The following is a 25,850-nucleotide window of genomic DNA, read 5'->3' as shown; positions in this document are numbered from 1 at the left end:
GTTCAGGGCCTCCCGCATCTGTTCAGGGCCGGACCCCTTCCGACCCGCCCCAGCCCCGGATCTGCACATGACCTTTTTCGACCGTCTCAAGGCGGCTTCGGCTGCCGACTGGCACAGCTATGTCGACCACGCCTTCGTCCGCCAGATGGGCGAGGGCACCCTGCCGCAGCCGGCCTTCCGCCATTACCTGGTGCAGGACTACCTGTTCCTGATCCAGTTCGCCCGGGCCTATGCGCTGGCGATCTACAAGAGCCCGAGCCTCGGCGACATGCGCCAGGCGCTGGCCGGCGTGAAGGCAATCCTCGACATGGAGATGGACCTGCATGTCGAGCTTTGTGCCGGCTGGGGCCTGTCGCGCACCGATCTGGAACGCGCCCGCGAGGAGCGCCAGACGATGGCCTACACGCGCTTCGTGCTGGATGCGGGCGGGCAGGGGGATCTGCTCGACCTGATGGTGGCGCTGGCGCCCTGCGTGCTCGGCTATGCGGAGATCGGCCGTCGGCTGGCCGCCACGCCGCGCGGGCTGGATCCGGCCAATCCCTATGCCCGCTGGGTGGCGGAGTATTCCTCCGAGGGCTATCAGGAGGTGGCAGCCGGCTTTGCGGCCTGGCTTGACCGGATCGCGGCCGATTATGCGACCCCTGCGCGCCAGCCGAGGCTGGAGCACCTGTTCGCCCAGGCCAGCGTGCTGGAGGCCGACTTCTGGCAGATGGGGCTGGAGGCTGCCTGATCAGGCCACACGGGTGTCGTCGACGACGCCCGTGTCGGACTCGCATTTCACCCGGTTGCGACCTTCGTGCTTGGCCGCATAGAGCGCCAGGTCGGCGCGGGCAATCACGGTCTGCGAGGTATCGCCGGAGCGGTATTCCGACACGCCGATGGACATCGTGATCCGACCGAGGTTCTCCCCCGTCGACCGCTTCACCAGTTCCTTGGAATACACGGCCTTGCGGATGCTCTCGGCAATCTCGCTCGCCGCCGCGATGCCGGTGTTCGGCAGGATGATGGCAAACTCCTCGCCGCCGTACCGGCAGGCGCAATCCTGCCCCTTGACGTTCTGCTTCACCGCCAGCGCCACCAGCCGCAACACCTGGTCGCCCGTCTGGTGACCATAGGTGTCGTTGAACTTCTTGAAGTGGTCGATATCGGTGAGGAGCAGCGCGAAGGGCTCGCCGCTGTCGGCCGCCGACCGGATGGCCTTTTCGATCATCATGTCGAAGTGGCGGCGGTTGTTCAGCGTCGTCAGGTCATCGGTGAGCGATTCGTAGCGGATCGCCTCGAGGTTTTCCTGCAGCGTCTCGATCTGCCGGCGCGATTCCAGCAGCTGGCTTTCCAGGTTGCGGTTGGCCGCAACGGCCGCATGGGTGGACTTGATCATGTGCGCCACGACGGCGCGCAGCTTTTCGGGATCCGCGAGGTCCTTCAGCTTCTCGCTCGCCGTTTCCAGCGCCTCGCCGTAATCGGCCGTGGCATCCGTGCTGACGCGGATGGCGTCGACGAGATCCTGGACCTCCTCGGCCACCTTGGCGCCGACCTCGTCGATGCGGTCGCCGAGGCGGTTGGGCGAGAGGAACTTGGCATAGATCTTCTGCAGATCGTCGCCGTTGATCCCGCCCTTGACCGTGATGATGTCGTTGATGGCCCGGTTGAGGCCATGATTGAACCCGGCCGAATACGTGTACCAGAGTTCGTAATTGCGCGGATAGGCGGGCAGGGTGTTGCGACGGATGTAGGATAACGCCGACTCACCATAGGTGATCGTCCGCTTGAAATCCTCTTGATCCGACATGTCGGTAACCCGCATCCGCCTTATGGCTGCGGTCAACCGCAGCCTGCCCACATTCACAGCCTATCGTTGCAGGGCTTAACGGTCGGTAAACCTAGGCTTTTTTGTCAAGGTTCGTGACAAAAACCTGCTTCCCCCGACCGCAGGTTCTTGCCCCGTCAGGAGGCCTTCTTGGCGCGCGGATCCCGCAGCAGGAATGCCGGCACGTGATCGCCGAGGCCAATCACCGGCTCGTCATTGTCATGCCCGCGGTCGCGGCGCCCACCCCGATCCCGGTCCCGGTCGCGCTCCCGATCCCTGTCGCGCGACGGCCGCGCAGCCCGGGGCTGCATGTCCTCGCGCGGAGCCTGGACCGCCTCGACCACACGGTCTTCGCTGGCGGCCTCCGGGCGCGGCTTGCGGCTGCGCTCGCGGCGCGGAGCTTCGCTGACGACGTCCTCGGACGGCTCGCTGCGGCTGCGGCCGCCGCGTTCCCGCGACCCGCCGCGCTTCGGCTTGTCGCCGCCGCCCGACCGGGCCGCCTTGCGACGCTCCTTGCGCTCGGCAGCGGCAGCCTCGAAGTCGAGCGGCTCGCCCAGCCAGTCGATCGACTTGGCGATCACCTTCTCGATGGCAGCCAGATACTTGGCATCATCGCCGCTGACCAGCGTGTAGGACACGCCCGAGCGGCCCGCGCGGCCGGTGCGGCCGATGCGGTGGACATAGTCTTCCGCGTGGATCGGCACGTCGAAGTTGAACACGTGGCTCACGTCGGGAATGTCGAGCCCGCGGGCGGCCACGTCGCTGGCAACCAGCAGCTTGAGGTTCCCCTTGCGGAAATTGTCCAGCATCATCATGCGCGTGCGCTGGTCCATGTCGCCATGCAGCGCCCCGACGTTGAAGCCGTGACGTTCCAGCGAACGGAACAGCGTGGCCACATCCACCTTGCGGTTGCAGAACACGATCGCGTTCTGCAGGTCCTCGGCCTGGGCCAGCAGGTCGCGCAGGGTCTGGCGCTTCTCGTAGTCTTCGCCGCCGGTGGCCACCAGATACTGGGTGATCGTCGAGGACGTGGACGAACGGGTCGAGACCTCGACCTTGGCCGGGTTCTGCAGGAAGGTTTCGGTCAGGCGCTGGATCTCCGGCGGCATGGTGGCCGAGAAGAACAGGGTCTGGCGCGTGAAGGGGATCAGCTTGCAGATGCGCTCGATGTCGGGAATGAAGCCCATGTCGAGCATGCGGTCGGCCTCGTCGATGACCAGGATCTCCACCCCCTGCAGCAGCAGCTTGCCCCGCTCGAAGTGATCGAGCAGGCGGCCGGGCGTCGCGATCAGCACGTCGGTGCCGCGATCAAGCTTCTTGTCCTGGTCGCCGAAGGAGACGCCGCCGATCAGCAGGGCCACGTTCAGCTTGTGGTTGACCCCGTATTTCTCGAAGTTTTCCTGGACCTGGGCGGCCAGTTCACGCGTCGGCTCGAGGATCAGCGTGCGCGGCATGCGCGACCGGGCGCGGCCCTTCTCGAGCTTGGTCAGCATCGGCAAGGTGAAGGAGGCCGTCTTGCCCGTGCCGGTCTGGGCGATGCCGAGCACATCCCGCCCCTCGAGAACATACGGAATCGCGCCCTTCTGGATGGCGGTCGGCTCGGTATATCCGGCGGCGGCGACTGCCTGGAGAACTTTCTCGCTGAGGCCGAGCGTATCGAAAGACATAAGTGAGTATGTCCAATTCTGGTTCTGGATGAGGACGGGGAACGCACAGGTCGGCACCCCCACAATTGGCCGACAACCTACAGCCAAAGCCCGGAGTGTCAATGTTTTCCTTGAGTTTCGGCCCGATTTGACGCGGTTAAAGCTAATGTCGGGCGCTGGCGAGCCCCTGGTCCGCCGGTGCGCGCGCCAGCTCGGGGCCGGAACCGGCAAAATAGAGCCTGAGGTCGCGCGCATAGCGGCGACGGATCCGCTCGCCGGTCGCCCCCTGGCCCAGCTGGAGGGCAAGGTCGGACGGAGCGGGGCAGGGGGGCGGGGGCGGCAGCGTCCGGCCCGTGGCCGCGCGCACCAGTCCGGCCAGCTCCTCCCAGCGCCGCTCCAGCCGGTCGGTGCCGAGCACCAGCGGCGGCTTCAGCCCGGCCGTCTCCAGCATGTGGCACTGCGAGCGGAACAGGTTGTCGGCCCGCAGGTCCCCGATCTGGCTGATGCGGGCGACGAAGGCCTCCGGCGTCATCCCGGCCGAAAAGCCGTGCCTCAGGTAGAAGGTCGGCAGGGGGCGGCCGGAGGCGATCACGGTCTCGTAGGCGGCGGCGATCCGTTCGGCCGGAGGCTGGGCCAGGGCAAAGATGGCAATCGCCGGATAGCGCCGCCCCAGTTCGCGCGCCGTCAGCAGCTCCACGTTCTCGAACCAGCCGTCGTCCTGCGCGCCGGCATCGAGTGCCGCCAGGATCGGACGTGCCAGCGACTGCGCCAGTCCGGGAATGCGCGCATAGGCCAGCCGGCCGCCGGGCAGGACCAGATAATGGTGGTTGCGCAGCGGTCGTCTCAGCCGGTCGTAGACGGAATAGACGCTTTGCAGCATGAACGCGCTCCCACACCTTGCCGCATGCGGCCCTCACTGCCCCAACGCGGTAGCGGATCAGCCGGATGCGGTCAATTCTCCAGAGCGGGGAGCGCCCGTCAACCCGGTCAGATGTCGAGGTCCCGGGCGAATTCGGCGCGGTCCTGGATGAAGCGGAACCGGGCTTCCGGCTTGTTGCCCATGAGCTGCTCGACCGTGTCCCGGGTGTCGGCCTCGTCGCCCTCCACGATCTCCACCTTGAGCAGGGTGCGCTTGGCGGGATCCATGGTCGTTTCCTTGAGCTGGCTCGGCAGCATCTCGCCCAGACCCTTGAAGCGGCCGATCTCGACCTTGCCCTTGCCCTTGAACACGGAGGCCAGCAGCTCGTCCTTGTGGGCGTCGGTGCGGGCGTAGATCGTCTTGCCGCCCTGGGTCAGGCGGTAGAGCGGGGGAACGGCGAGATAGAGATGCCCCTGACGGATCATCTCCGGCATCTCCTGATAGAAGAAGGTGATCAGCAGCGAGGCAATATGCGCGCCGTCCACGTCGGCGTCCGTCATGATGATGATCTTCTCGTAGCGCAGGTCCGCATCCTTGTAATGGGACCGGGTGCCGACGCCGAGCGCCTGGATGAGGTCGGCAAGCTGCTGGTTGGCGACCAGCTTGTCGCGTCCGGCGTTGGCCACGTTCAGGATCTTGCCGCGCAGCGGCAGCACGGCCTGGTTCATGCGGTTGCGCGCCTGCTTGGCCGAGCCACCTGCCGAATCGCCCTCCACGATGAACAGCTCCGTGCCTTCCGACTGGTTGGCCGAACAGTCGGCCAGCTTGCCGGGCAGGCGCAGCTTGCGCACCGCCGTCTTGCGCGCCACGTCCTTTTCCTGGCGCCGGCGCAGCCGCTCCTCGGCGCGGTCGATCACCCACTCGAGCAGCTTGTTGGCCTGGGTGGGCGAGGCGGCAAGCCAGTGGTCGAAGGCATCGCGCAGGGCGTTTTCCGTGATGCGGGTTGCCTCGTTGGTCGCCAGCTTGTCCTTGGTCTGGCCGACGAACTCCGGCTCGCGGATGAACACCGACAGCATGCCGGCGGCCGAGGTCATGATGTCCTCGGAGGTCAGGATCGCCGCCTTCTTGTTGCCGACCAGATCGGCATAGCCCTTCAGGCCGCGCAGCAGCGCGTAGCGCAGGCCCGCCTCGTGGGTGCCGCCCTCCGGCGTCGTCACCGTGTTGCAGTAGGACGACAGGAAGCCGTCGCCTGCAAACCACGTGACCGCCCATTCGACGGAGCCGTGCTTGCCGGGTTCGCCGACCTTGCCGGCGAAGATGTCGTCGATGACCTTGCGCTCGGTGCCGAGCCGTTCGGAGAGGAAGTCCTTGAGGCCGCCGGGGAAATGGAACACGGCCTCGGCCGGCGTCTTGTCCTTCTCGCCGATCAGCGCGGGGTCGCAATGCCAGCGGATCTCGACCCCGCCGAAGAGATAGGCCTTGGACCGGGCCATCCTGAGCAGGCGTGCCGGCTCGAAGGTGGCCTCCTTGCCGAAGATCTGCCAGTCCGGCTTGAAGCGCACGAGGGTGCCGCGGCGGTTGTGCACGTCACCGACGAGTTCCAGCGGCCCGACGGGCCGGCCGCGCTGGAAGGTCTGGCGGTAGAGCTTGCGCGCCCGCGCCACCTCGACAACCATCTCCTCCGACAGCGCGTTCACCACCGAGGAGCCGACGCCATGCAGGCCGCCGGAGGCCTCGTAGACCTTGCTGTCGAACTTGCCGCCCGCATGCAGCGTCGTCATGATGATCTCGAGCGCGGACTTGTCCTTGAACTTCGGATGCGGATCGACCGGAATGCCCCGGCCGTTGTCGATGATCGTGACATAGCCGTCGGCGGTCAGCGACACGTCGATCCAGGTGGCATGTCCGGCCACGGCCTCGTCCATCGAGTTGTCGATGATCTCGGCAAAGAGGTGATGCAGCGCCTTCTCGTCGGTGCCGCCGATGTACATGCCCGGACGCCGGCGCACCGGTTCCAGTCCTTCCAGCACCTCGATGTCGGCGGCGGTGTAGTCATCGCCGGACGAGGTCTTGGGCGGCGTGCGCTCGGGCCTTTGCGCCGGCACTGCAGCTGACGTCGGCGCAGGGGCCTCGCCCGGAACCGCCGCCGGTCCGTCGGCCGGGGCAAGGGCAGCGGCAGCGGTGGCTGCGGCGGCAGCGGCGGACTTGCCCGTTGGGGCTGCGGGCGCCCCGGCGGCGCCGGCAGTCTGCGGTCGGGCGAAAAGATCCTTGTCTGCGCTCATCAATCCAGCTTGCCTGTGGTCCTGTCCGCCGCCGTCGCCCGCCTGAGGTCGGGGCGCTGCCGGCGGCCGGAGCGTGTCATCGAGTCTGAAGGGCCGCCGCGTCGGGGGCCGGGCGGGTCCTTATGCGCCCCCGCCGATTCGCGGTCAATTGTCTCAGTCTCCAGCCCTGGAACAAAGTCCGCGCGCCGCAGTTATCCGCGATTTCCGTGACGCCGGGCTTTCGAGCGGCTGCAGAAACCGAATGTCAACGTGTCTGTGATTGACTGCAACCATCGCCGGTGCAGCCGGTGATGGGGGAAACAAGACGACAATCCCGGGAGGCTCCGATGGGCCGGTTCTTCAGCCTGCGCACGATGCGTGCGCGGATCGATCTTCTCTTTGCCGGAATCCTGGCCGCCTGCGCGGTCTGCATCATGATCGCGGGCTAGCAAAGCCGCGCGGTTGTGGCGCGGCTGCAACAGCCAGACGGCTTCAGCTGCGCTAGAAGAGTGTTGGGCAAAAATTGCCGCTGTTCGGCCACGATTGGGCATCACCCGTTGGGGATGAGCAGTTGGTAACCTGGGGGATGTCGAGGGGCTTTGGTCCAAGGCATCCGCTCCGGAACAGGGCGTCAGATGGGATCATCCGCAGGCGGATGCAAGTCCCGTCGGGCCGGTCCGGACCAGGATCTGGGGGGCATCGCAGCGATGCCTGCTGAAGGGGAAATGGCGTGCGCGTATCCGTGGGTGCGAGCGAGATGACCGGTCAGGACCTCGTCGAGGTTTCGTCCCCGATTCGCCACAATGCCGGCCCTCGCGGTCAAAGTGCCGCCGGAAAGGTTGCCTACACTGCAAGACATTCAGACGGCTCCGGTCAGGGGAGGGCACAGCGCCCGGGTCCCGCCGGGTTCGTCCGCTCCCTTCGCGCGGCCGCCCGGACACTGGCAGTCTCGGTTGCCGCGCATGTCTCTAGGGGCTGGCTGCAGACCATGCGCCGCCCGGAAGCAGGTTTCGCCACTATGCGCAGCGTGCAGTGTCTTGTTGTCGTGGGGTTGCATCTGGCGCTGCTGTCACCGGCCCTTGCCTTTGACGGCACGCCGGCGCGCAACGAGCAGATCACCCCGGAGAAGATGACGGCCAACGAGGCGCTGCGTCTGGGGGCCAAGAAGTATTACGCCGGCGACAAGCTCGCCGCGCTCGACTCCCTGCGGTATGCCGCCGAGAACGGTCAGCCGATGGCCGCCTGGAAGCTGGGCCGCATGTATGCCGAGGGCGATGGCGTCACCGAGGACGACGTCAAGGCCTTTGAATACTACAGCCAGGTCGTCAGCCTGCATGGCGAGGACAGCCCCTCGTCGCCCCAGGCGCCTTTCGTGGCCAGCGCCTTCGTCGCGCTCGGCAACTACTATCTCAACGGCATCAAGAACTCCGCGATCAAGGCGAACCCGGCCCGGGCCCGCCAGATCTTCACCCACGCCGCATCCTATTACGGCGACGCGGAAGCCCAGTTCGCCCTCGGCCGCCTCTACCGCGAGAACAACGATCTTCTCGCCGTGCGCTGGTTCAATCTGGCCGCCATCAAGGGCCATGTCGGCGCCCAGGCCCTGCTCGGCGAGACCCTGTACAATCTCGGCGCCTCCGATGATCACCGCGAGCGCGGGCTCATGTGGCTGACCATCGCCCGCTCCCATGCGGCGACGGAGCCGGACGGGCAGTGGATCGTCGACCTGCAGGAGCGCTACTTCTCGCTCGCCGACGAGAACATCCGCCGGACCGCGGCTGCCGACGCGCAGGCATGGCTTGCCCGCAACGGCGCCTCCGCGACGGCCACGGCCGCGACCAATCTGCCGCTGCGCTGAGCCTGCCGGCCGCGCCGCCTCCCGTGCGGCGCCCCCTGGTCCGCAGGCACAGCCGTCGCCTTGTCATCTCGAAGTCCCCGCCGTGCCTGCCGGTCCTCTCGGGCCCGCCCGTCGGCCTGCGCGCCTCACGGCAGTCCGGCGAGCCTCTCCGGTGCCGCTGCGCCCCGTCCGCCCCCGGATGCTTCCGCAGGTGAAATGCCCGACGCGGCCGCTCCTGAAGCCGACACGGCGGAAACCGTGCCGGATCCGGCCGCAAGACCGGTGCCGGGTCGGGGGCCTGGCTGTGCCGGAGCCATCGCCAGCGCGCAGGGCATGTCGCTGAATTTCCACGACGTGTTGTTGAGAACCATGACGCAGCGGGCGAGGCGCGGTCCCTTGGCGCTGCGCAGGCACACCGTGCTGCCCACCTCGTGGTCAAGCCCCTGGGCGCGGCAGATGCAGGGCTTGCGGGTCGCCTCCGGGGCAAGCGGGTCCTCGGCGCGCAAGGGGGGGACCGGGGGCCCGGAGACCGTGCCCAAGGGCAGCGAACCGGGTGGGCCGGCCGGGTCCGAGGCTGCTGCCGGGGTCCCCGTCAGCAAGGCGAAAATCACACCCAGTCCGCATGCCGTCCGCCGAGCCCGCATCTGTGCCGCCTCCGCCCGTTCCGGCAAAGGTTAACACGATGCCCGCGAAAGGAAAGCGCCGGCGTGGCCGGACGTCCGGTCAGGCGGCGAGGTCCACCCAGACCGGCACGTGGTCGGACGGCTTGTCCCAGCCGCGCACATGGGCATCGATCCCGGTGCCGCGCAGCAGGTCCGCCGCCTGGGGCGACAGAAGGATGTGGTCGATGCGGATGCCGTTGTTCCGCTGCCAGGCGCCGGCCTGATAGTCCCAGAAGGTGTAGGTGTCCGGGCGGTCATTGGTGGCCCGCACGGCCTCGGTGAAGCCGAGGTTCAGGAGCGCGCGGAACCGGGCACGGCTTTCCGGCTGGAACAGCGCATCACCCAGCCAGTCCTGCGGCGTGCGGGCGTCGCGCGGTTCCGGAATGACGTTGTAGTCGCCCAGCAGCAGCACCGGCATTTCCAGCTCCAGCTGGCTGCGGGCGTGGGCAATGAGCCGGTCCATCCAGGCGAGCTTGTAGGGGAACTTCTCGGTGCCGAGCGGATTGCCGTTCGGCAGGTAGAGGCAGCCGATGCGCAGCGCCCCGGTTGCCGTCGAGACGGTTGCCTCGATGTAGCGCGCCTGCTCGTCGCTGTCGTCGCCCGGCAGCCCGCGGCGGATGTCCTCCAGCGGCTGGCGCGACAGGATGGCGACGCCGTTGAAGCCCTTCTGCCCGTGGGTGGCCACATGATAGCCGAGCTCCTCGAAGGCTCCGGCCGGAAAGCCCTCGTCCACGGACTTGATTTCCTGCAGGCAGGCGATGTCGGGCCGGGCCTCGGCAAACCAGGCGAGCGCCGTCTCGAGCCGCGCCTTGACGCCGTTGATGTTCCAGGTCGCGATCTTCATGTCCGCCGCCGGTCCTTCCTGCTGTCTGCCTCGCCCCGTCCGCAGACCGTGGCCAGGACCTCCTGTTAGCAGGCCCCTCCGGCGCTGGCCAGAGCATGGCCCCCGTCGTTGAAACGCTTTTGGGGCACGTGTTCGGGGCATGCTTGCGGAGCGCCTGTCCCGTGGCTTCCGCGACCAGCGCGACCAGCGCGGCCGGCGTCAGGGGCCGCGGCGCTCTCCGCTCGCCCGCCTCAGATGGCGAAGCTGGTGCCGCAGCCGCAGCCCGACACCGCATTCGGATTGCGGATCTGGAACGACTGCCCCATCAGGTCGTCGACGAAGTCGATCTCGGCGCCGTCGAGATAGGGCAGGGAGATGGCATCCACCAGCACGGTCGCCCCCTCGCGCTGCAGCACCAGATCGTCGGGCTCGCGCTCGGTCACGATGTCGTACTTGTACTGCAGGCCCGAGCAGCCGCCGCCCTCGACGCTGACACGCAGCATCGCTCCCGGCGCTTCGCCGGAGAGGATCTTGGCGACGCGCCGGGCGGCCTTCAGGCTCAGCGACACGGGCGTGGCGAGGGTCGAATCGTCGGTGGCTGCGGACATGGACCTGTTCCTTGACTGTCGGGCACCTGGCGGGAAAGGGGCGTCCGGACGGACCGGCCGGCCCGTCGGCGCAGGAAATCGCCGATTCTTGCCTGGCCGGAGGGGCTCCGGCGGCCTTTCCCCGTTGCGCCGCGCTGGCCTTAATAGGTATGTACGCTTGGGCCTTGCGTCAATTGTTATGGCATCAGGGCGAAGCCAGGGAGCGGACAGAAGATGACCATGGCGACCTTGGGCTATGGCGCACAGGAGCGGGCGGTCTACGCCCAGGATCCGGGCAGGAGCAGGGGCCGCCTGCATCCCGAACCCGACAGCCCGACGCGGACGCCGTTCCAGCGCGACCGCGACCGCATCATCCATTCGACCGCCTTCCGCCGCCTCAAGCACAAGACCCAAGTCTTTGTCTATCACGAGGGCGATCACTTCCGCACGCGCCTGACCCACACCATCGAGGTCTCCCAGATCGCCCGCTCGCTCGCCCGCGCGCTGCGGCTGGACGAGGATCTCGCGGAATGTCTGGCGCTTGCCCATGATCTCGGCCACACGCCCTTCGGCCACGAGGGCGAGGATGTCATGCACGAATGCATGGCCCCCTTCGGCGGCTTCGATCACAACGCCCAGTCCCTGCGCGTCGTGACCGCGCTCGAGCACCGCTATGCCGAGTTCGACGGGCTGAACCTTGCCTGGGAAACGCTGGAGGGGCTGGTCAAGCACAATGGCCCCCTTGTCGATGCCACCGGCGCGCCGCTCGGCAAGTTCAGGGACAGCGAATTGCCCTTTGCCATCCGCACCTATGCCCAGAAGCAGGATCTCCTGCTCGGCACCTGGCCAAGCGCGGAAGCCCAGGCGGCAGCGATCGCCGACGACATTGCCTATGACGCGCATGACCTCGACGACGGGCTGCGCGCCCGCCTGTTCAAGGTCGAGGACATCGCCGAGGTGCCCTTCCTCGCCGGCATCCTCGAGGAGGTCGACAGCCGCTATCCGGGACTGGAGGAGCAGCGTCGCATTCACGAGATCGTTCGCCGCCAGATCACCCGCATGGTCGAGGATGTCATCCGGGAAGGCATGCGCCGGCTGGAGGCGCTTAAGCCGCAGGGCGCCGACGACATCCGCGCCGCCGGCCAGTGTGTGGTCGGCTTCTCCGCCGCCATGGCCGACGCGGAACGTCAGGTGAAGAAATTCCTGTTTGCCCGCATGTACCGCCATCCGGACGTGCTGGCCGTGCGCAAGCTGGTGGCGCGCATCGTTCGGGAGCTGTTCGGGCACTACATGCAGCAGCCCGAGGACATGCCCCGCGAGTGGGCGCAAGGGATGGAGCGGCTCAGCGGCGCGGACCGGGCCCGCCGGGTCTGCGACTTCATTGCCGGCATGACCGACCGTTACGCCATCGAGGAACACCGCCGTCTGTTTGACGACACCCCGGAATTGGGCTAGGCCCCGCGCACCCCTCTGTCCGGACAGGCGCCGGGCAGACCGACGAACACTCCAGCCAGACTGGCCGATCCATGAACATCTTTGCCGAATTCACCACCCGTGTGCAGGCCGCCGTCGCCGGCCTCGACCTTGCCTCCGCCCCCTCGGCGGAGGATCTCGCCCGCGTCACGGTGGAAAGCCCGCGCGATCCCGCCCATGGCGATCTGGCCACCAATGCCGCCATGGTGCTGTCCAAGCCGCTCGGCCTCAAGCCGCGCGACCTGGCCGATCTCATCGCCGGGGCGCTGCGCCGCGATCCCGATGTCACCGAGGTGACGGTCGCCGGTCCGGGCTTCATCAACATGCGCCTTGCCCATGGTGCCTGGCACCGGGTCCTGGCTTCGGTCGTCGCCGACGGCATCGGCTTCGGCCGCGCCACGCTCGGGGCAGGGGCCCGGGTCAACGTCGAGTATGTCTCGGCCAACCCGACGGGCCCGATGCACGTCGGCCATACCCGTGGCGCCGTCTTCGGCGATGCGCTGGCCAACCTGCTCGCCTTCGCAGGCTACGACGTGACCCGCGAATACTACATCAACGACGCCGGGTCGCAGATCGACACGCTCGCCCGCAGCGCCTTCCTGCGCTACCGCGAGGCGCTCGGCGAGGACATCGGCGAGATCCCGGCCGGCCTCTATCCGGGCGACTACCTCAAGCCCGTCGGGGCGGCGCTGGCTGCCAACCACGGCAACGCGCTTCTGGCCATGGACGAGGCCGGCTGGATGCCGGTCGTCAAGTCCGAGACGATCGACGCGATGATGGCGCTGATCCGCGCGGATCTGGAGCTTCTCAACGTCCGCCACGAGGTGTTCTTCTCCGAACGCACGCTGCATGACCGGGGCGCCGGCGGCACGTCGGAGATCGACCGCATGCTCGACAAGCTGCGCGCGCGCGGCCTCGTCTACGAGGGCACGCTGCCGCCGCCGAAGGGCGAGCTGCCGGAAGACTGGGAGGACCGCGAGCAGACCCTGTTCCGGGCTACCGACTATGGCGACGACATTGACCGGCCGCTGAAGAAGTCGGACGGCAGCTACACCTACTTTGCCGCCGACGTGGCCTACTTCCTGTCGAAGTACGAGCGCGGCTTCAAGGAAATGGTCTATGTGCTGGGCGCCGACCACGGCGGCTACGTCAAGCGTCTGGAAGCGGTGGGCAAGGCCGTCTCCGGCGGCGAGTCGCGGGTCATTGTCCGCCTCTGCCAGCTGGTGAAGCTGTTCCGCGCCGGCGAGCCGGTGCGCATGTCCAAGCGCGCGGGCGATTTCGTCACCCTGCGCGACGTGGTGGAGGAAGTCGGCCGCGACCCGGTCCGCTTCATGATGCTGTTCCGCAAGAACGAGGCGCCGCTCGACTTCGACTTCCAGAAGGTCACCGAGCAGTCCAAGGACAACCCGGTCTTTTACGTGCAGTATGGCCATGCCCGCTGCTGCTCGGTGCTGCGCCAGGCCGGTGAGGAACTGCCCGGAGTTGACCTGGGTGATTCTGTCCTGGCGGCGACCGATCTGTCGGGCCTGACTGATTCTGGCGAGCTGGAACTCATCGCCAAGATGGCGGAGTGGCCCAAGGTCGTTGCCGCGGCTGCGGAGGCGCATGAGCCCCATCGCGTGGCGTTTTTCCTGCACGAACTGGCCAGCTCGCTGCATGCGCACTGGAACCGCGGCAAGGAAATGCCGCAATTACGCTTTATTAACCCTGAAAATTCACAGTTGACGCTAGCGCGACTTGCCCTTGTACGGGCAGTCTCTTTGGTACTTGCTTCCGGCTTGACTCTCCTCGGCGTGGACGCGCCCCGGGAAATGCGCTGAAGCGGGAGAGTTGTTCCGTCCGGGGGCCAGAGGCATCCGGACGGGCCTTGGGTGGAACACTGGACACATATGTCGCAACGCTCTGATTATCCCCGTTCCGAGTCCCTTCGTCCGGCTGATCCGTCAGGCCGGGAGCGGGGAGATGCGCAGGGCGCCGAGGATCCGCTGGTCGAGCTGGCCCGGATCGTCAACCGCAACCGCCAGTCCGCCCCCCAGTCGTCACTCCAGTCCGGGCAGCCGGGGCGCGTCGAGGCCTCCGACTATTTCGCCGGTCTGGAAGACGAGGACCTGCTCAAGGGGCCGGGCGGCGATCCGCTCGCTCCCCCGCCGCTGGCCCCCCCGCCGCTGGCCAGCCGCGCCGACCCGCTTGCCGCACGCGACGTTGGCCGCGATCCCCAGCGGGATCTCCAGCGCGATCCGATGCCGGCCTACACGCCCGTGATCGGCGGTTCGCCCAACGAGCCGGCCTTCGACTTCGATTTCGATCTGCCGAAGCCGGCCCCGGCCGAGGCAGGCCGACCGGACCCGCGCGCCGGCGTCGGCCGCAGCGCGCCGGCAGCCTACGACCGCGACGAGGACGTGGCGGAGGACAGCACGCTGGCCGCCTCCGACCCCTATCGCTATCCGTCCGGGCCCGATCCCGTCGAACCCTATCGCGCCGCGCCGCAGCCGCTGGCGGCCGAGCCCCTGCGCGCCACCCGGTCCCAGCCCGCAGCCGCGCCCGCCGCGCCCGCCGCGCGTCCGGGGGAGATCGACCTCGATTTCGATCGCTTCGCCGCCGATCTGCAGGGTGGCGATGCCGGTGCCTTCCAGGATGACACCGGCTGGGAAGAGGTCGATGTCAGCGATGGCACCACGCTGGATGCCGACACGCTCGACGACTTCGACATGGAGCCGGAGCGCGAGCCCTATGCCTATGGCGCGAAGGATCCGGCGGCCGTGCCGGGGCGCACCCCGGGCCAGCTCCAGGATCCCGGGCGGGTCGAGCTGCGCGGTCAGGACCGTGGCATCGGGCGCGAGCCGGCCGCACCGGCCGAGCCCTATCAGCCGCTCGTGCGCGGCAGCGCCCGGGACCGTTTCCCGAGCGACATCGAGGACGCCGGAACGGGTCGGCTCTCGGCCGGGCGGCCCGCGCAGGACCGTTTTTCCGAGGCGGGTAGCCAGGCGGGTGGTTTGTCGCTGCGCCCGACCCTTGATCCCGTAGAGGCCGACAAGGGGTCCGCGCTCGAGCAGGATCTCGTCGCCGGCCTTGAGGACGAACTGATCGGTGCCTTCCAGGCGCGCAAGGAGCCGGTGCTCGGGTCCGTGCCGCAGGACGAGTTCCGCAGCCTGTCGCCGCAGCGTGATTACGAGACGTCGCAGCGTGCCGCCTCGCAGGCGCAGCCTGCCAGGGCTGCCGCCGTACCGCCGCCGCCCTTCGTGCCGGATGCGGCGGCCTGGCCGGCGCTCGCGCCCGATGCCAAGGTGCGCAGCGCCCGCGAGGCGTCCGCCAACTTTGCCGAGCTCGACGATCTGGTCGGCTCCCTGTTCGAGGACGAGCGCCTGTCGCGCAAGCCCGAGCCCCGTCGCCCCGAGCCGGCCCCGTCGGCCGACATCGACGACATGGCCTGGCCGGACGCGCTCAACGCCCTGCCGCGTGAGGAAGGGCCGGCCGACGACGATTTCCTCGAGGACGAGTTCTCGACCGCCTTCTCGCAGAAGCGCAACAAGACGGCCGAGCTGCCGTTCAATGACGTGCTCTATGACGACGACGAGGCACCGCCGCCCCCGGGAGGCTATGACCTGGACGCCGTGGCCCGCGCCATGCAGGAGAGCGATCCGACCCTGGGCGGGGCAGGCGTCCTGCCGCCCCATCCTGCCCTGGAGACGGCGGCCGCGCCGCGCCAGAAGCAGTCGCGCAAGAGCCTCTACATCGCTGCCGCCGTCCTTGGTCTGGCCGGTCTCGGCGGGGCCGTCTTCGCCGTGACCGATTTCGGCGCGTCCTCCGTGCCGTCGGGCCAGCCGCCGGTGGTGGCGGGGCTCGAGGGCCCGCTCAAGACCTTCCCCTCCGACGACCAGGCCACGGTCGAGAGCAGCCAGCCGGCCAAGCTCATCTATGACCGGGTCGGCAACGAGGAGCGTCTGGTCGTGCCGGAAAATCCGGCCCCGGCCCAGCTCCCGCCGGCCCCGGTCGAGACCGCCGGAGCCGAAGCCGCTCCGGCCACGGGTCCGAAGCGGGTGCGCACGCTCGTCGTGCGGCCCGACGGCACCATCATTTCCGGCGAGGCCGAAAGCGGCAGCCAGCCCGGCGTGCGCGTGGTCAACACCGCGCGGCCGGACCCGGCTGCGGCCACGCAGCCCGCTGCCGCCGTCCCCGGCGCGCCGGCCGTCACCGATCCGGCGCTCCTCTCGCCGTCCCCGGCCCAGCCCGTGCCGGGCGTCCCGGCGATTGTCAGCGCCGGCACGGCCCCGGCGACCGATCCGGCCGCTGCCGCTGCTGCCGCCGCCGCCGCTGCCAATGCTCCGACCGTGTCCGGTCTGCCGCGGCCCAAGCCGGGCGGGGCCGGGCCGCAGGTCGCAGCGCTCCAGCCGCAGGCCGCCGCTCCGGCTGCCGTGCAGCCGCAGGTGCCCGCACCCGTTCCGGCCGCGCCCCAGTTGGCCGTCCCCCAGCCGGCTGCACCCCAGCCTGCCCCACCCCAGCCTGCCCCGGCGCAGGGCGCGGGACCGCTGAACCTGACGCAGCCCCAGGCGGCTCAGCCCGCTCAGCCGTCTGCGGCCGCACCGGCAGCCGCCGCCGCGGTTCCGGGTGGCTTCTCGGTCCAGGTGACCTCGCAGCGCACCCAGGAACAGGCCCAGTCGGCCTACGCGGCCCTGCAGCGCAAGTTCCCCTCGGTGCTCGGCGGGCAGGCGCCGCTCATCGAACAGGCCACGCTGGACAGCCGCGGCACGTTCTACCGCGTCAGCATCCCGGCGGGCTCGCGGGATCAGGCCGTGTCTTTCTGTGAAAGCCTGAAGGCGGCCGGTGGCGACTGCTTCGTCCGCCGCAACGGCACCTGACGGCAGGCCCGGCCGGGCTCCGGCGGCTCGCATCGCACCGCCCGAACCGGGGCACCGCCCCGGTTCCGCGTCTTCGTCGGCGTTTTCTTCGGCGGCTTCTGCGGCACGGCTCCGACAGCGTGCCGCGCGCGCTCCTCAGGCGAGAAGGGCAGAGGCGAGCACCGGCAGGCTGCGGTCGAGCCGGTAGTCGATCGACGAGTGGTTGTCGTCAAACTCCTCGTAGGTATGCGCGACCCCGGCGCCGCTGAGCAGGCGGGTCAGCCGCCGCGCGCCATAGACCAGATTGTACTGGTCAACCCGCCCGCAATCGATCCACAGCGCCTTCATCGACCGCAGCGCCTCCAGATGCGTCGGGGCAAGCGTCACCGGATCATGCGCAAGCCACGCCGACCAGCGTTCCGGGATCAGCGCGCAGGTGTCCGGATCGACCGGCAGGCGGATGCCGAGAAAGGCGGTCGGGTCCGGATCATAGGTCGCCGCCATCGCCAGCGACATCAGCACATGGATGTCGCCGCCGCCGAATTTCGGCCCGGCCTCGAAGTCCGTGATGAAGCGTTCGATGGACATTTCCTTGCGGGCCAGCGCGCGCAGCACGTTGGGCATGTCCGGCAGGTAGCAGAGCTCGAAGCCCATGTCGCCGGAATGGCAGGCCGCCGCCGACCAGATATCGGGATGGAGCATCGCATGCAGGATCGCGCCATAGCCGCCGCTGGACTTGCCGAAGACCCCCCGCCGGCCCTTGCCGCCACAGCCGAACCGGCCTTCGACGGCGGCCAGCACCGGGCCGGTCAGGTAGCTGCCCCAGCGCCCCATGGCGAGGGAATCGATGTACTGGTTGCCGCCGAGGCGGGTGAACCCGTCGGGCATCGCCACCACGACCGGGGGCAGGGTGCCCTCGTGAATCAGCCGGTCGAGTCGCTCCGGCAGGTTCTCGCCGAAGTTCTTCCAGGCCACATGGCCAAGGCCGGATCCGGTGAAGCCGGCCAGATCCATCAGGAGGGGCAGGCCGGCGCCGTCATGGCCATGGGGGACGTAAACCACCGTCTCCCTTGCGGCAGGATCGCCCAGCATGTTGGCGGCAATGAGATCGCTTTCCACCGTGAGGCTGTGTAACGTTCCGGCGGGGATGTCGTGGCGCTTGCGCATCGTCCTGTCCTGTGGTTGGCACATGGGATCGACATTAGGCCGCCCCGGCCGTGCCTGGCAAATCGGCCGAAAGCCGGGCGGGGCCGGCGGCCGGCGCCCCGGGCGGTCGGCCAGGATGGCGACGGCCCCGGGCCGCAAGCGCAGGACGTAAGGGTAGGACATGACCAAGGCATTCATCAGCGGCTGCGCCGGACCGGTGCTCACCGAGGCCGAGCGCGCCTTCTTCCGGGCAGAGGACCCGTGGGGGCTCATCCTGTTCGGCCGCAACTGCGAGACGCCGGACCAGATCAGCCGCCTGTCGGCCGAGTTTCGCGCGGCGGTCGGCCGTGCCGACGCGCCCGTGGTCATCGACCAGGAAGGCGGCCGCGTCATGCGCCTGAAGCCGCCGCTGTGGCCCTCCTATCCCTCCGGTCGCATCTATGGCCTGCTCTACGAACAGGACAGCGCGGCCGGCTTGCGCGCCGCCTGGCTCGGGGCGCGCCTGATCGCCGACGACCTGCTGGCGATCGGCATCACGATGGACTGCCTGCCGGTGCTTGACCTGCTCTATCCTGAGACCGTCGCGGCCATCGGCAACCGCTCCTACGGACGCGATCCGGCCATGGTGGCGGCGCTTGGCATGGCGGCCGCCGAAGGCCTTCTTGCCGGCGGCGTCCTGCCGGTGATGAAGCACATGCCCGGCCACGGCCGCGCCGAGGTCGACAGCCACCACGACCTGCCGCGCATCCGCGCCCCGCGCGAGGCAATCCTTGCCGATGATGTTGCGCCCTTCCATGCCTTCCGGACAGCGCCCTTCGGCATGACCGCCCATCTGCTCTACGAGGCCATCGACCCGGCCGCACCGGCAACCCAGTCGAAGATCGTCGTCGACGAGATCATTCGCGGTGCCATCGGCTTCGACGGGGCACTGATGTCGGACGACCTGTCGATGCAGGCGCTTGGCGGCACCCTCGGCGACCGGGCCCGCAAGGCCCATGCGGCCGGGCTCGATCTGGTCCTGCATTGCAACGGCGACATGAACGAAATGCGCCAGGTCGCTGATGCAACACCGGAACTCGCGGGCGTCGCACTGGCTCGCTGCCAGCGCGGCATGGCCCGTCGCCAGGATCCGGCGGCCGGCTTCGACCGGGCCGCGCACCGCGCCGAGTTCGAGGCCCTGATCGGCCGCATCGAGCCGCTGGCCTGACCCATGGCACCCGTCCAGACCGACTTCCTCGAGGATCCTGCGCCGTCCGACCGGGCGAGCGATGATCCGCAGCTGGTGGTCGATGTGGACGGGTTCGAGGGCCCGCTCGACCTGCTGCTGACGCTGGCGCGCAACCAGAAGGTCGACCTGCAGCGCATCTCGATCCTGGCGCTGGTCGAGCAGTATCTCGCCTTCGTGGCCGATGCGCGGCGCATGCGCCTGGAGCTGGCGGCGGACTATCTCGTCATGGCCGCCTGGCTTGCCTATCTCAAGAGCCGCCTGCTGCTGCCCGAGCAGAAGGACGAGGACGAGCCGACGGGTGAGGAACTGGCGGCGGCGCTGGCCTTCCGCCTGCAGCGTCTGGAGGCCATGCGCAAGGCCGCCGAGGCGCTGATGTCCCACAACCGGCTCGGACGGGACGTCTTTCCCCGGGGCGCGCCGCAGCCCCTGTCGGTGCAGCGCAAGAGCGTGTTCGACGCCACGATCTATGACCTGCTGACCGCCTATGCCTCGCAGCGCCAGCGCCAGTCGGTCACCAGCGTCCGCGTCCGGCGCCGCACCGTGTGGTCGCTGCAGGAGGCGCGGGACCTCCTGGCGCGGCTGGTGGGCGAGATGGCCGACTGGACCCCGATCAATGCCTATCTGGTCGATTACCTCGCCGACGAGAGCGAACGGGCGACGGTGATTGCCTCCACCTTCTGCGCGAGCCTCGAGATGGTGCGCGAAGGGCATCTGGAAGTGCGGCAGGGCGAGGTCTTCGCCCCGATCTACCTGCGTCGCCGACGGGAGAAGCGTGATGGCGGCTGAGCTGGATCCGGAAGGCCTCAGGATGGTCGAGGCACTGCTGTTTGCCTCCGCAGACCCGCTCGGGGCGTCCGAGATTGCCGCCCGTCTTCCGGCCGGCACGAATGTCACCATCCTGCTGGCCGAGCTGCAGCGCCAATATGCCGCACGCGGGGTCAATCTCGTGCCGGTCGCCGGCAAGTGGGCCTTCCGCACCGCGCCCGATCTTGCCTATCTGCTCCAGCGCGAGGCGGTGGAGTTGCGCAAGCTCTCGCGGGCGGCCCTCGAGACGCTGGCGATCATTGCCTACCACCAGCCCGTCACCCGCGCCGAGATCGAGGAAATCCGCGGCGTCTCCACCAACAAGGGCACGCTCGACGTGCTGCTCGAGACCGGCTGGATCCGCATGCGCGGCCGCCGGCGGACGCCGGGGCGGCCCGTCACCTATGGCACCACCGAGGGCTTCCTCGACCATTTCGGGCTCGAGGCCATCGCCGATCTGCCCGGTCTGGAGGAACTGAAGGGCGCTGGTCTTCTCGACAGCGCCATCCCGGCCAGCTTCCATGTGCCGCTGCCGGACGACTCGGAAACGCTTGCACCCGACGAGGATCCGTTGGAAGACGGCGAACTGTTCGATTTCGAGGACCTCGCCGCCGACGGCGAGGAGGAGCCGTCCCGTTGACGTCACAGCCGTCATCCTTCGCCCTGCCGGCCACCGGCGCGGCCGCATCGCCCGCCAGCCGCGAAGCGTCGGGCTGGGGCCCGCGCGGCACCACCGGCACCACCTTTGCCTCCGCCCTGGCCTTCGAGGACATCCATCACGCCTATGGCGCGGCGGAGACGCTGCACGGCGTCTCGCTCGCCGTCCGGCCGGGCGAGATCCTCTGCCTGCTCGGCCATTCCGGCTGTGGCAAGACCACGCTGATGCGCATCGCCGCCGGCGTCGAGCCGCAGTCGCGCGGCCGGGTGCTGATCAACGGCGAGGAGGTGGCTGGTCCGGCCCGCTTCCTGCCGCCGGAACAGCGCGGCGTCGGCCTGATGTTCCAGGACTATGCGCTGTTTCCGCATCTGACGAACCGCGAGAACGTGATGTTCGGTCTGACGCGGCTGAGCCGCACGGCCGCCGCCGAGGTCGCCGACCAGATCCTTGCCCGCGTCGGTCTCGGTGCCTATGCGGCCGACTATCCCCATTCGCTGTCCGGCGGCGAGCAGCAGCGGGTGGCGCTGGCCCGCGCGATCGCGCCGCGCCCCGGCATCCTGCTGATGGACGAACCCTTTTCCGGACTGGACAGCCGCCTGCGCGACGACGTGCGCGAGGAAACGCTGGCGATCCTGCGCGAGACCCGCGCCACCTGCGTGATGGTGACGCATGATCCGGAGGAAGCCATGCGCATGGGGGACCGCATCGCCCTGATGCGGTCCGGCCGCCTGGTGCAGCATGGCACGGCGGAAGATCTCTACCTGCGCCCGGTCAATGCCTTCGCTGCCCGGTTCTTCTCGGAAGTCAACGAGTTCGACGGGATCATCCGGGGCGGCCGGGTCGACTGTCCGCTGGGGGTTCTGCCCTTTGCCGGGTCGGCGCCGCTTGCCGACGGGACTGCGGTCCATGTCTGCCTGCGCCCGGACGGGATCCGCCTGCTGCCGGCCGGGGAGGGGCTTCCGGCCCGCGTCATCTCGCGCCGCTTCATCGGCACCGTCGACCTTGTCCTGCTGGCCTATCCGGGGTCCGACCGGCCGCTGCAGGCGCGCCTCAGGCCCGGCGATCAGGTCCGGGTCGGGGCCGATGTCGGCATCGCCGTGGAGGAACGGGATGTACTTGTCTTTGCCAAGTCGTCGCCGAGCCATTAGATAGAGCAGACGGTCCCGGGGAGCTTCGGTTGCGAGGGCTGGACCTTTTTGTAATAGTGACGCGCCGGTGAGCGACCGGAGTGAGTAGGAGTTCGGGGAATGAGCATCGGTATCTGGCAGCTTCTCATCATCGCGGTGATCGTCATCCTGCTGTTCGGCCGGGGCAAGATCTCCGACCTGATGGGCGACGTCGCCAAGGGCATCAAGAGCTTCAAGAAGGGCATGGCCGAGGACGACACCGCGTCGAGCGACACGCCGGCCGCCCAGCCGCAGAAGACCATCGACCATCAGCCGGCCAGCCAGGTCGCGGCCGAAAAGAGCCAGGACCAGTCGCGCACGAACTGAGCCCACGGTCCAGCTCGAGGGCCAGCCCGACAGGCCGGCTCTGGGGTCAGCAGGGTCGGGATCGGATCTGCCCGGCTGATCGCCGCGCGAGGACCCGGACCCGCAAGGAATGACAGGCAAGGGCATCCGGCCGGCGCAAGCGCGCGGGCAGGATGCGGCACGACCGGCAGGCACGCATGTTTGATGTTGGATGGACGGAACTCCTGGTGATCGCCGTGGTCGCGATCATCGTGGTTGGCCCGAAGGACCTGCCAAGGATGCTGCGCGCGTTTGGCCAGACGGTCGGCAAGATGCGGCGCATGGCCAACGAGTTTCAGTCGACCTTCAACGACGCGCTCAAGGAAGCCGAGCGTGAGGCCGACATTCTCGACATGAAAAAGGCCGCCGAGGACGCCGCGCGCGGCGTCCAGAACTATGACCCGCTCGCCGATCTCAAGAAGACCATCAGCCAGCCGCTGACCCTTGACGAACCGGCGGCGGATCGTGCGGCCGAAACGCCTCTGGACGCGGTTGCCGATGCCTTTGGCGGGGCCGAGACCGATCCGGCTCCTGCCGCCACAAGGCCTGCCTCCGCTCCGCCGTCACCTGCAGCCCCGTCACCTGCAGCCCCGTCACCTCAGGTACCGACACCCGGGCCCACATCGACGCAGACCCCGGCGGCTGCCCCGCTCGCCCCTGTGGCTGCTCCGGCCGCGCCTGCGCCTGCGCCGTCACCGGTGCCTGCTGCAGCCGGCGCACCCATCGCCGCCGGACCTGTGTCCGCCGCGCCCGTGGCTGCCGTCCAGCCCGTCCCGACGCCCTCCAGCGAGACCCGGTCATGAGCCAGGACGACATCGACGCCAGCAAGGCGCCCCTGATCGAGCATCTGATCGAATTGCGCTCCCGCCTCCTGAAGTCGGTGGTCGCGATCATCGTGATGTTCCTGATCTGCTTCTATTTCGCGATCGACATCTACAACATCCTGACGGTGCCCTATCAGCTGGCGGTCGGCATGGACAAGCCGATCGAGATGATCTTCACCGCGCCGCAGGAGTGGTTCTTCACCCAGATGAAGCTCGCCCTGTTCGGCGCGTTGTTCCTGGCCTTTCCGGTGATCGCCTCGCAGGTCTACATGTTCGTGGCTCCGGGGCTCTACAAGAACGAGCGCCAGGCCTTCATGCCCTATCTGGTGGCCACGCCCGTCCTGTTCTCGCTCGGCGCGGCGATGGTCTATTTCTTCGTCATGCCGATGGCGATGGGCTTCTTCCTGTCGATGGAGCAGACCGGCGGCGAAGGCAAGGTGACGATCCAGCATCTGGCCCGCGTCAGCGAGTACCTTGATCTCATCATGGTGCTGATCTTTGCCTTCGGCATCGTGTTCCAGCTGCCGGTCGTGCTGACGCTGCTTGGCCGGGCCGGTCTGGTGTCCTCGCAGATGCTGAAGGAAAAACGGCGCTACGCGATCGTCATCGCCTTCATCGTCGCGGCCATCCTGACCCCGCCCGATCCCATCAGCCAGATCGGCCTTGCGCTGCCGACGCTGCTTCTCTACGAAGTCTCCATCGTTACGGTTCGGATGATCGAGCGCCAGCGCGCGGAACGGGAAAAGCAGGAGGCTGCCTGATCGCCAGGCCCTCGCCCTGACCGGCGGCAAAGCGGCGCCCGACCAGCGGGCCTCCTTGCCATCGGAAACCCAAATGTTCGACATCAAGTGGATCCGGGAAAACCCGCAAGCCTTCGACGCCGCTCTTGCCCGCCGCGGGGCCGAGGCGGCGTCCGCCCGTCTCATCGCCCTCGATGACGCCCGCCGCGCCCATATCGCACGGCTCCAGGAGGCGCAGGAGCGCCGCAATGCCGCCTCCAAGGAGATCGGCAAGGCCAAGGCGATGAAGGACGAGGCCGCGGCCCAGGCGCTGATCGACGAGGTCGCCAAGATCAAGTCGATGATCCAGGAAGGGGAGGAAGAGGAGCGCCGCCTCAACGAGGCGCTCGACCAGGCCCTTTGCGTCATTCCGAACCTGCCGCTCGCCGATGTGCCGGACGGCTCCGACGAGACCGGCAACGTCGTCCACCATGTGCATGGCGACAAGCCGCAGCTCCCCTTCATCAACAAGCCGAAGGAGCATTTCGAGCTCGGCGAGGCACTCGGCACGATGGATTTCGCCACCGCTGCCAAGCTGTCCGGCTCGCGATTCGTCCTGCTCAAGGGCCAGCTGGCCCGGCTTGAGCGGGCGCTCGGCCAGTTCATGATCGACCTGCACACCACCGAACACGGCTACATGGAAGTGTCGCCGCCGCTGCTGGTCAGCGGCACGGCGCTCTACGGCACCGGCCAGCTGCCGAAGTTCGAGGAAGACCTGTTCCGCGCCGGTGACAGCCATTACCTGATCCCGACCGCCGAGGTTCCGCTGACCAACATGGTCGCGGACGAGATCCTCGGCGAGGAGGCCCTGCCGCTGCGCGTCACCGCGCTGACCCACTGCTTCCGCTCGGAAGCAGGCTCCGCCGGCCGCGACACCCGCGGCATGCTGCGCCAGCACCAGTTCCAGAAATGCGAGCTGGTGTCGGTCACCCGTCCGGAGGATTCCGCCGCCGAGCTGGAGCGCATGCTCGGCTGTGCCGAGGCCGTGCTGCAGAAGCTTGGCCTCCACTACCGCGTCATGACGCTCTGCACCGGCGACATGGGCTTCGGCTCGCAGAAGACCTATGACATCGAGGTCTGGCTGCCGGGGCAGGACACGTACCGCGAAATCTCGTCCTGCTCGGTCTGCGGCGACTTCCAGGCCCGGCGCATGAACGCGCGCTTCCGCCCTGCGGACGCCAAGGGCCTGCGCCACGTGCACACGCTGAACGGCTCGGGCGTGGCCGTCGGCCGCGCCATGATTGCCGTCATGGAAAACTACCAGAACAACGACGGCACGATCACCGTGCCGGAGGTGCTGCGGCCCTACATGGGCGGACTGGAGCGGATCGGCTGACCATGCGCATTCTCATCACCAACGACGACGGCATCCATTCCGAGGGGCTGCGCGCGCTGGAGCGCATCGCCCGGGCCCTGTCCGACGACGTCTGGGTCGTGGCGCCCGAGACCGACCAGAGCGGCGTGGCCCATTCCCTGACGCTGAGCGATCCCCTGCGCCTGCGCCAGATTTCCGAGCGCCACTTCGCCTTGCGCGGCACCCCGACCGACTGCGTCATCATGGGCGTGCGCAAGGTGTTGCCGGGCCTGCCGGACCTGATCCTGTCGGGCATCAACCGTGGCCAGAACATGGCCGACGACGTCACCTATTCGGGCACAGTCGCCGGTGCCATGGAGGGGGCGATCCTCGGCATCCGTTCCTTCGCCGTCTCGCAGGCCTGGAGCTTCGCCGTCGGCACTGAACCGGACTACGCGCCGGCCGAGGCCCTCGCACCGGAGCTGTTCCGCAAGCTGATGGACTTCGACCTGCCGCGCTATACCCTGCTCAACATCAACTTCCCGGCCTGCCGGCCGGAGGAGGTGGCGGGCGTGCGCGTCACCGTGCAGGGCCATCACGAGCAGGCCGGCCTCATCATCGACGAGCGCATGGACCGCCGCGGCAATGCCTACTACTGGCTGGGCTTCCAGGAGCGCTCGCATGATCCGGTCGGCAACAGCGACCTGAACGCCATCGCCGCCAATTTCGTCTCGGTCACGCCGCTCAGGCTTGACCTCACCGCGCATGATCTGGTCGGGTTGCTGTCGGCACAGCTGGGCTGACCCCGGTCCGGGG

Annotated in this window: 22 protein-coding genes; 14 read left to right on the top strand and 8 right to left on the bottom strand. The window is 68.5% G+C overall.

Annotated features, from left to right (window positions below; translation table 11 throughout):
* The first annotated feature begins 67 nt into the window (after nt 1-67).
* The gene (tenA, locus tag GWI72_RS06430) at nt 68-730 is read left to right on the top strand and encodes a thiaminase II (protein WP_161673026.1); all 663 of its coding nucleotides are present in this window, start codon (nt 68-70) and stop codon (nt 728-730) included.
* Here tenA and GWI72_RS06425 read toward each other — a convergent pair whose 3' ends face one another.
* The 4 genes from GWI72_RS06425 to parE form a co-directional block, all read right to left on the bottom strand.
* A complete protein-coding gene (locus GWI72_RS06425; protein ID WP_161673024.1) occupies nt 731-1,789 on the bottom strand; it encodes a GGDEF domain-containing protein in 1,059 nt (352 codons plus the stop codon).
* 155 nt (nt 1,790-1,944) lie between these two features.
* Entirely contained in the window at nt 1,945-3,474 is a 1,530-nt protein-coding gene (locus GWI72_RS06420; protein ID WP_161673022.1) for a DEAD/DEAH box helicase, read from the bottom strand.
* A gap of 142 nt (nt 3,475-3,616) precedes the next feature.
* Nucleotides 3,617-4,333 (bottom strand): hypothetical protein, encoded by a 717-nt coding sequence (locus GWI72_RS06415; RefSeq protein ID WP_161708161.1) that lies wholly within the window; start codon nt 4,331-4,333, stop codon nt 3,617-3,619.
* 107 nt (nt 4,334-4,440) lie between these two features.
* The gene (gene parE, locus GWI72_RS06410; RefSeq protein ID WP_179956030.1) at nt 4,441-6,594 is read right to left on the bottom strand and encodes a DNA topoisomerase IV subunit B; all 2,154 of its coding nucleotides are present in this window, start codon (nt 6,592-6,594) and stop codon (nt 4,441-4,443) included.
* 997 nt (nt 6,595-7,591) lie between these two features.
* Here parE and GWI72_RS06405 point away from each other — a divergent pair.
* Nucleotides 7,592-8,431 carry a tetratricopeptide repeat protein gene (locus GWI72_RS06405; protein WP_161673016.1) on the top strand — a complete coding sequence of 280 codons (840 nt, stop codon included), beginning with the start codon at nt 7,592-7,594 and terminating at the stop codon, nt 8,429-8,431.
* 125 nt (nt 8,432-8,556) lie between these two features.
* Here the strand turns inward: GWI72_RS06405 and GWI72_RS06400 are convergent, their stop codons facing one another.
* From GWI72_RS06400 to GWI72_RS06390, 3 genes are all read right to left on the bottom strand, one after another.
* The gene (locus GWI72_RS06400; protein ID WP_161708160.1) at nt 8,557-8,916 is read right to left on the bottom strand and encodes a hypothetical protein; all 360 of its coding nucleotides are present in this window, start codon (nt 8,914-8,916) and stop codon (nt 8,557-8,559) included.
* A 217-nt stretch (nt 8,917-9,133) separates the two neighbouring features.
* A complete protein-coding gene (xth, locus tag GWI72_RS06395; protein WP_161673014.1) occupies nt 9,134-9,916 on the bottom strand; it encodes an exodeoxyribonuclease III in 783 nt (260 codons plus the stop codon).
* 230 nt (nt 9,917-10,146) lie between these two features.
* Complete coding sequence (locus GWI72_RS06390) at nt 10,147-10,503, bottom strand: HesB/IscA family protein (protein WP_161673012.1); 357 nt, start codon at nt 10,501-10,503, stop codon at nt 10,147-10,149.
* 213 nt (nt 10,504-10,716) lie between these two features.
* Between GWI72_RS06390 and GWI72_RS06385 the strand changes: the two genes are divergently transcribed.
* The 3 genes from GWI72_RS06385 (at nt 10,717) to GWI72_RS06375 (ending at nt 16,811) form a co-directional block, all read left to right on the top strand.
* On the top strand, nt 10,717-11,937 hold the full coding sequence (locus tag GWI72_RS06385) for a deoxyguanosinetriphosphate triphosphohydrolase (RefSeq protein WP_161673010.1): 1,221 nt from the start codon (nt 10,717-10,719) through the stop codon (nt 11,935-11,937).
* 71 nt (nt 11,938-12,008) lie between these two features.
* Nucleotides 12,009-13,775, top strand: a complete 1,767-nt coding sequence (gene argS / locus GWI72_RS06380) for an arginine--tRNA ligase (protein ID WP_161708159.1) — start codon at nt 12,009-12,011, stop codon at nt 13,773-13,775.
* 69 nt (nt 13,776-13,844) lie between these two features.
* On the top strand, nt 13,845-16,811 hold the full coding sequence (locus GWI72_RS06375) for an SPOR domain-containing protein (RefSeq protein ID WP_161708158.1): 2,967 nt from the start codon (nt 13,845-13,847) through the stop codon (nt 16,809-16,811).
* A gap of 135 nt (nt 16,812-16,946) precedes the next feature.
* On the opposite strand, the gene GWI72_RS06370 is transcribed toward GWI72_RS06375, so the two are convergent.
* The gene (locus GWI72_RS06370) at nt 16,947-17,957 is read right to left on the bottom strand and encodes an alpha/beta hydrolase (protein WP_161708157.1); all 1,011 of its coding nucleotides are present in this window, start codon (nt 17,955-17,957) and stop codon (nt 16,947-16,949) included.
* Between the two features lie 160 nt (nt 17,958-18,117).
* On the opposite strand from GWI72_RS06370, the gene nagZ reads away from it, so the two are divergent.
* From nagZ to surE, 9 genes are all read left to right on the top strand, one after another.
* The gene (nagZ, locus tag GWI72_RS06365) at nt 18,118-19,143 is read left to right on the top strand and encodes a beta-N-acetylhexosaminidase (RefSeq protein ID WP_161708156.1); all 1,026 of its coding nucleotides are present in this window, start codon (nt 18,118-18,120) and stop codon (nt 19,141-19,143) included.
* 3 nt (nt 19,144-19,146) lie between these two features.
* Nucleotides 19,147-19,950, top strand: a complete 804-nt coding sequence (locus GWI72_RS06360; RefSeq protein ID WP_161708155.1) for a segregation and condensation protein A — start codon at nt 19,147-19,149, stop codon at nt 19,948-19,950.
* Nucleotides 19,940-20,608, top strand: coding sequence for an SMC-Scp complex subunit ScpB (scpB, locus tag GWI72_RS06355; protein ID WP_161708154.1), 669 nt, complete (start codon nt 19,940-19,942; stop codon nt 20,606-20,608). The genes GWI72_RS06360 and scpB overlap by 11 nt, the downstream gene beginning before the upstream one ends.
* Entirely contained in the window at nt 20,605-21,774 is a 1,170-nt protein-coding gene (locus GWI72_RS06350; RefSeq protein ID WP_390805961.1) for an ABC transporter ATP-binding protein, read from the top strand. The genes scpB and GWI72_RS06350 overlap by 4 nt, the downstream gene beginning before the upstream one ends.
* A 99-nt stretch (nt 21,775-21,873) precedes the next feature.
* Nucleotides 21,874-22,119, top strand: a complete 246-nt coding sequence (locus GWI72_RS06345) for a twin-arginine translocase TatA/TatE family subunit (protein WP_161672996.1) — start codon at nt 21,874-21,876, stop codon at nt 22,117-22,119.
* Nucleotides 22,120-22,295: 176 nt separating this feature from the next.
* On the top strand, nt 22,296-22,940 hold the full coding sequence (gene tatB / locus GWI72_RS06340) for a Sec-independent protein translocase protein TatB (protein ID WP_179956029.1): 645 nt from the start codon (nt 22,296-22,298) through the stop codon (nt 22,938-22,940).
* The gene (tatC, locus tag GWI72_RS06335; protein ID WP_161672994.1) at nt 22,937-23,722 is read left to right on the top strand and encodes a twin-arginine translocase subunit TatC; all 786 of its coding nucleotides are present in this window, start codon (nt 22,937-22,939) and stop codon (nt 23,720-23,722) included. The genes tatB and tatC overlap by 4 nt, the downstream gene beginning before the upstream one ends.
* Nucleotides 23,723-23,795: 73 nt before the next feature.
* Nucleotides 23,796-25,076, top strand: a complete 1,281-nt coding sequence (gene serS, locus GWI72_RS06330) for a serine--tRNA ligase (RefSeq protein ID WP_161708153.1) — start codon at nt 23,796-23,798, stop codon at nt 25,074-25,076.
* 2 nt (nt 25,077-25,078) lie between these two features.
* Entirely contained in the window at nt 25,079-25,837 is a 759-nt protein-coding gene (gene surE, locus GWI72_RS06325) for a 5'/3'-nucleotidase SurE (protein ID WP_161672990.1), read from the top strand.
* Nucleotides 25,838-25,850 lie beyond the last annotated feature (13 nt).

The organism is Pannonibacter sp. XCT-53 (genome assembly GCF_009915765.1).
GTDB classification, from domain to species: domain Bacteria; phylum Pseudomonadota; class Alphaproteobacteria; order Rhizobiales; family Stappiaceae; genus Pannonibacter; species Pannonibacter tanglangensis.
Note: the sequence above shows the minus strand (reverse complement) of the source record. Positions and strands in the feature narration are given on the sequence as shown.

Bases quoted from the DNA above. Each gene is read 5' to 3' on its own strand.
- GWI72_RS06370 (WP_161708157.1), bottom strand. From the start codon at position 17,957: ATGCGCAAGCGCCACGACATCCCCGCCGGAACGTTACACAGCCTCACG.
- GWI72_RS06415 (WP_161708161.1), bottom strand. From the start codon at position 4,333: ATGCTGCAAAGCGTCTATTCCGTCTACGACCGGCTGAGACGACCGCTG.
- GWI72_RS06420 (WP_161673022.1), bottom strand. From the start codon at position 3,474: ATGTCTTTCGATACGCTCGGCCTCAGCGAGAAAGTTCTCCAGGCAGTC.
- parE (WP_179956030.1), bottom strand. From the start codon at position 6,594: ATGAGCGCAGACAAGGATCTTTTCGCCCGACCGCAGACTGCCGGCGCC.
- GWI72_RS06375 (WP_161708158.1), top strand. From the start codon at position 13,845: ATGTCGCAACGCTCTGATTATCCCCGTTCCGAGTCCCTTCGTCCGGCT.
- GWI72_RS06405 (WP_161673016.1), top strand. From the start codon at position 7,592: ATGCGCAGCGTGCAGTGTCTTGTTGTCGTGGGGTTGCATCTGGCGCTG.
- xth (WP_161673014.1), bottom strand. From the start codon at position 9,916: ATGAAGATCGCGACCTGGAACATCAACGGCGTCAAGGCGCGGCTCGAG.
- scpB (WP_161708154.1), top strand. From the start codon at position 19,940: ATGGCGGCTGAGCTGGATCCGGAAGGCCTCAGGATGGTCGAGGCACTG.
- tenA (WP_161673026.1), top strand. From the start codon at position 68: ATGACCTTTTTCGACCGTCTCAAGGCGGCTTCGGCTGCCGACTGGCAC.
- GWI72_RS06345 (WP_161672996.1), top strand. From the start codon at position 21,874: ATGAGCATCGGTATCTGGCAGCTTCTCATCATCGCGGTGATCGTCATC.
- serS (WP_161708153.1), top strand. From the start codon at position 23,796: ATGTTCGACATCAAGTGGATCCGGGAAAACCCGCAAGCCTTCGACGCC.
- argS (WP_161708159.1), top strand. From the start codon at position 12,009: ATGAACATCTTTGCCGAATTCACCACCCGTGTGCAGGCCGCCGTCGCC.
- tatB (WP_179956029.1), top strand. From the start codon at position 22,296: ATGTTTGATGTTGGATGGACGGAACTCCTGGTGATCGCCGTGGTCGCG.
- nagZ (WP_161708156.1), top strand. From the start codon at position 18,118: ATGACCAAGGCATTCATCAGCGGCTGCGCCGGACCGGTGCTCACCGAG.
- tatC (WP_161672994.1), top strand. From the start codon at position 22,937: ATGAGCCAGGACGACATCGACGCCAGCAAGGCGCCCCTGATCGAGCAT.
- surE (WP_161672990.1), top strand. From the start codon at position 25,079: ATGCGCATTCTCATCACCAACGACGACGGCATCCATTCCGAGGGGCTG.
- GWI72_RS06390 (WP_161673012.1), bottom strand. From the start codon at position 10,503: ATGTCCGCAGCCACCGACGATTCGACCCTCGCCACGCCCGTGTCGCTG.
- GWI72_RS06360 (WP_161708155.1), top strand. From the start codon at position 19,147: ATGGCACCCGTCCAGACCGACTTCCTCGAGGATCCTGCGCCGTCCGAC.
- GWI72_RS06425 (WP_161673024.1), bottom strand. From the start codon at position 1,789: ATGTCGGATCAAGAGGATTTCAAGCGGACGATCACCTATGGTGAGTCG.
- GWI72_RS06385 (WP_161673010.1), top strand. From the start codon at position 10,717: ATGACCATGGCGACCTTGGGCTATGGCGCACAGGAGCGGGCGGTCTAC.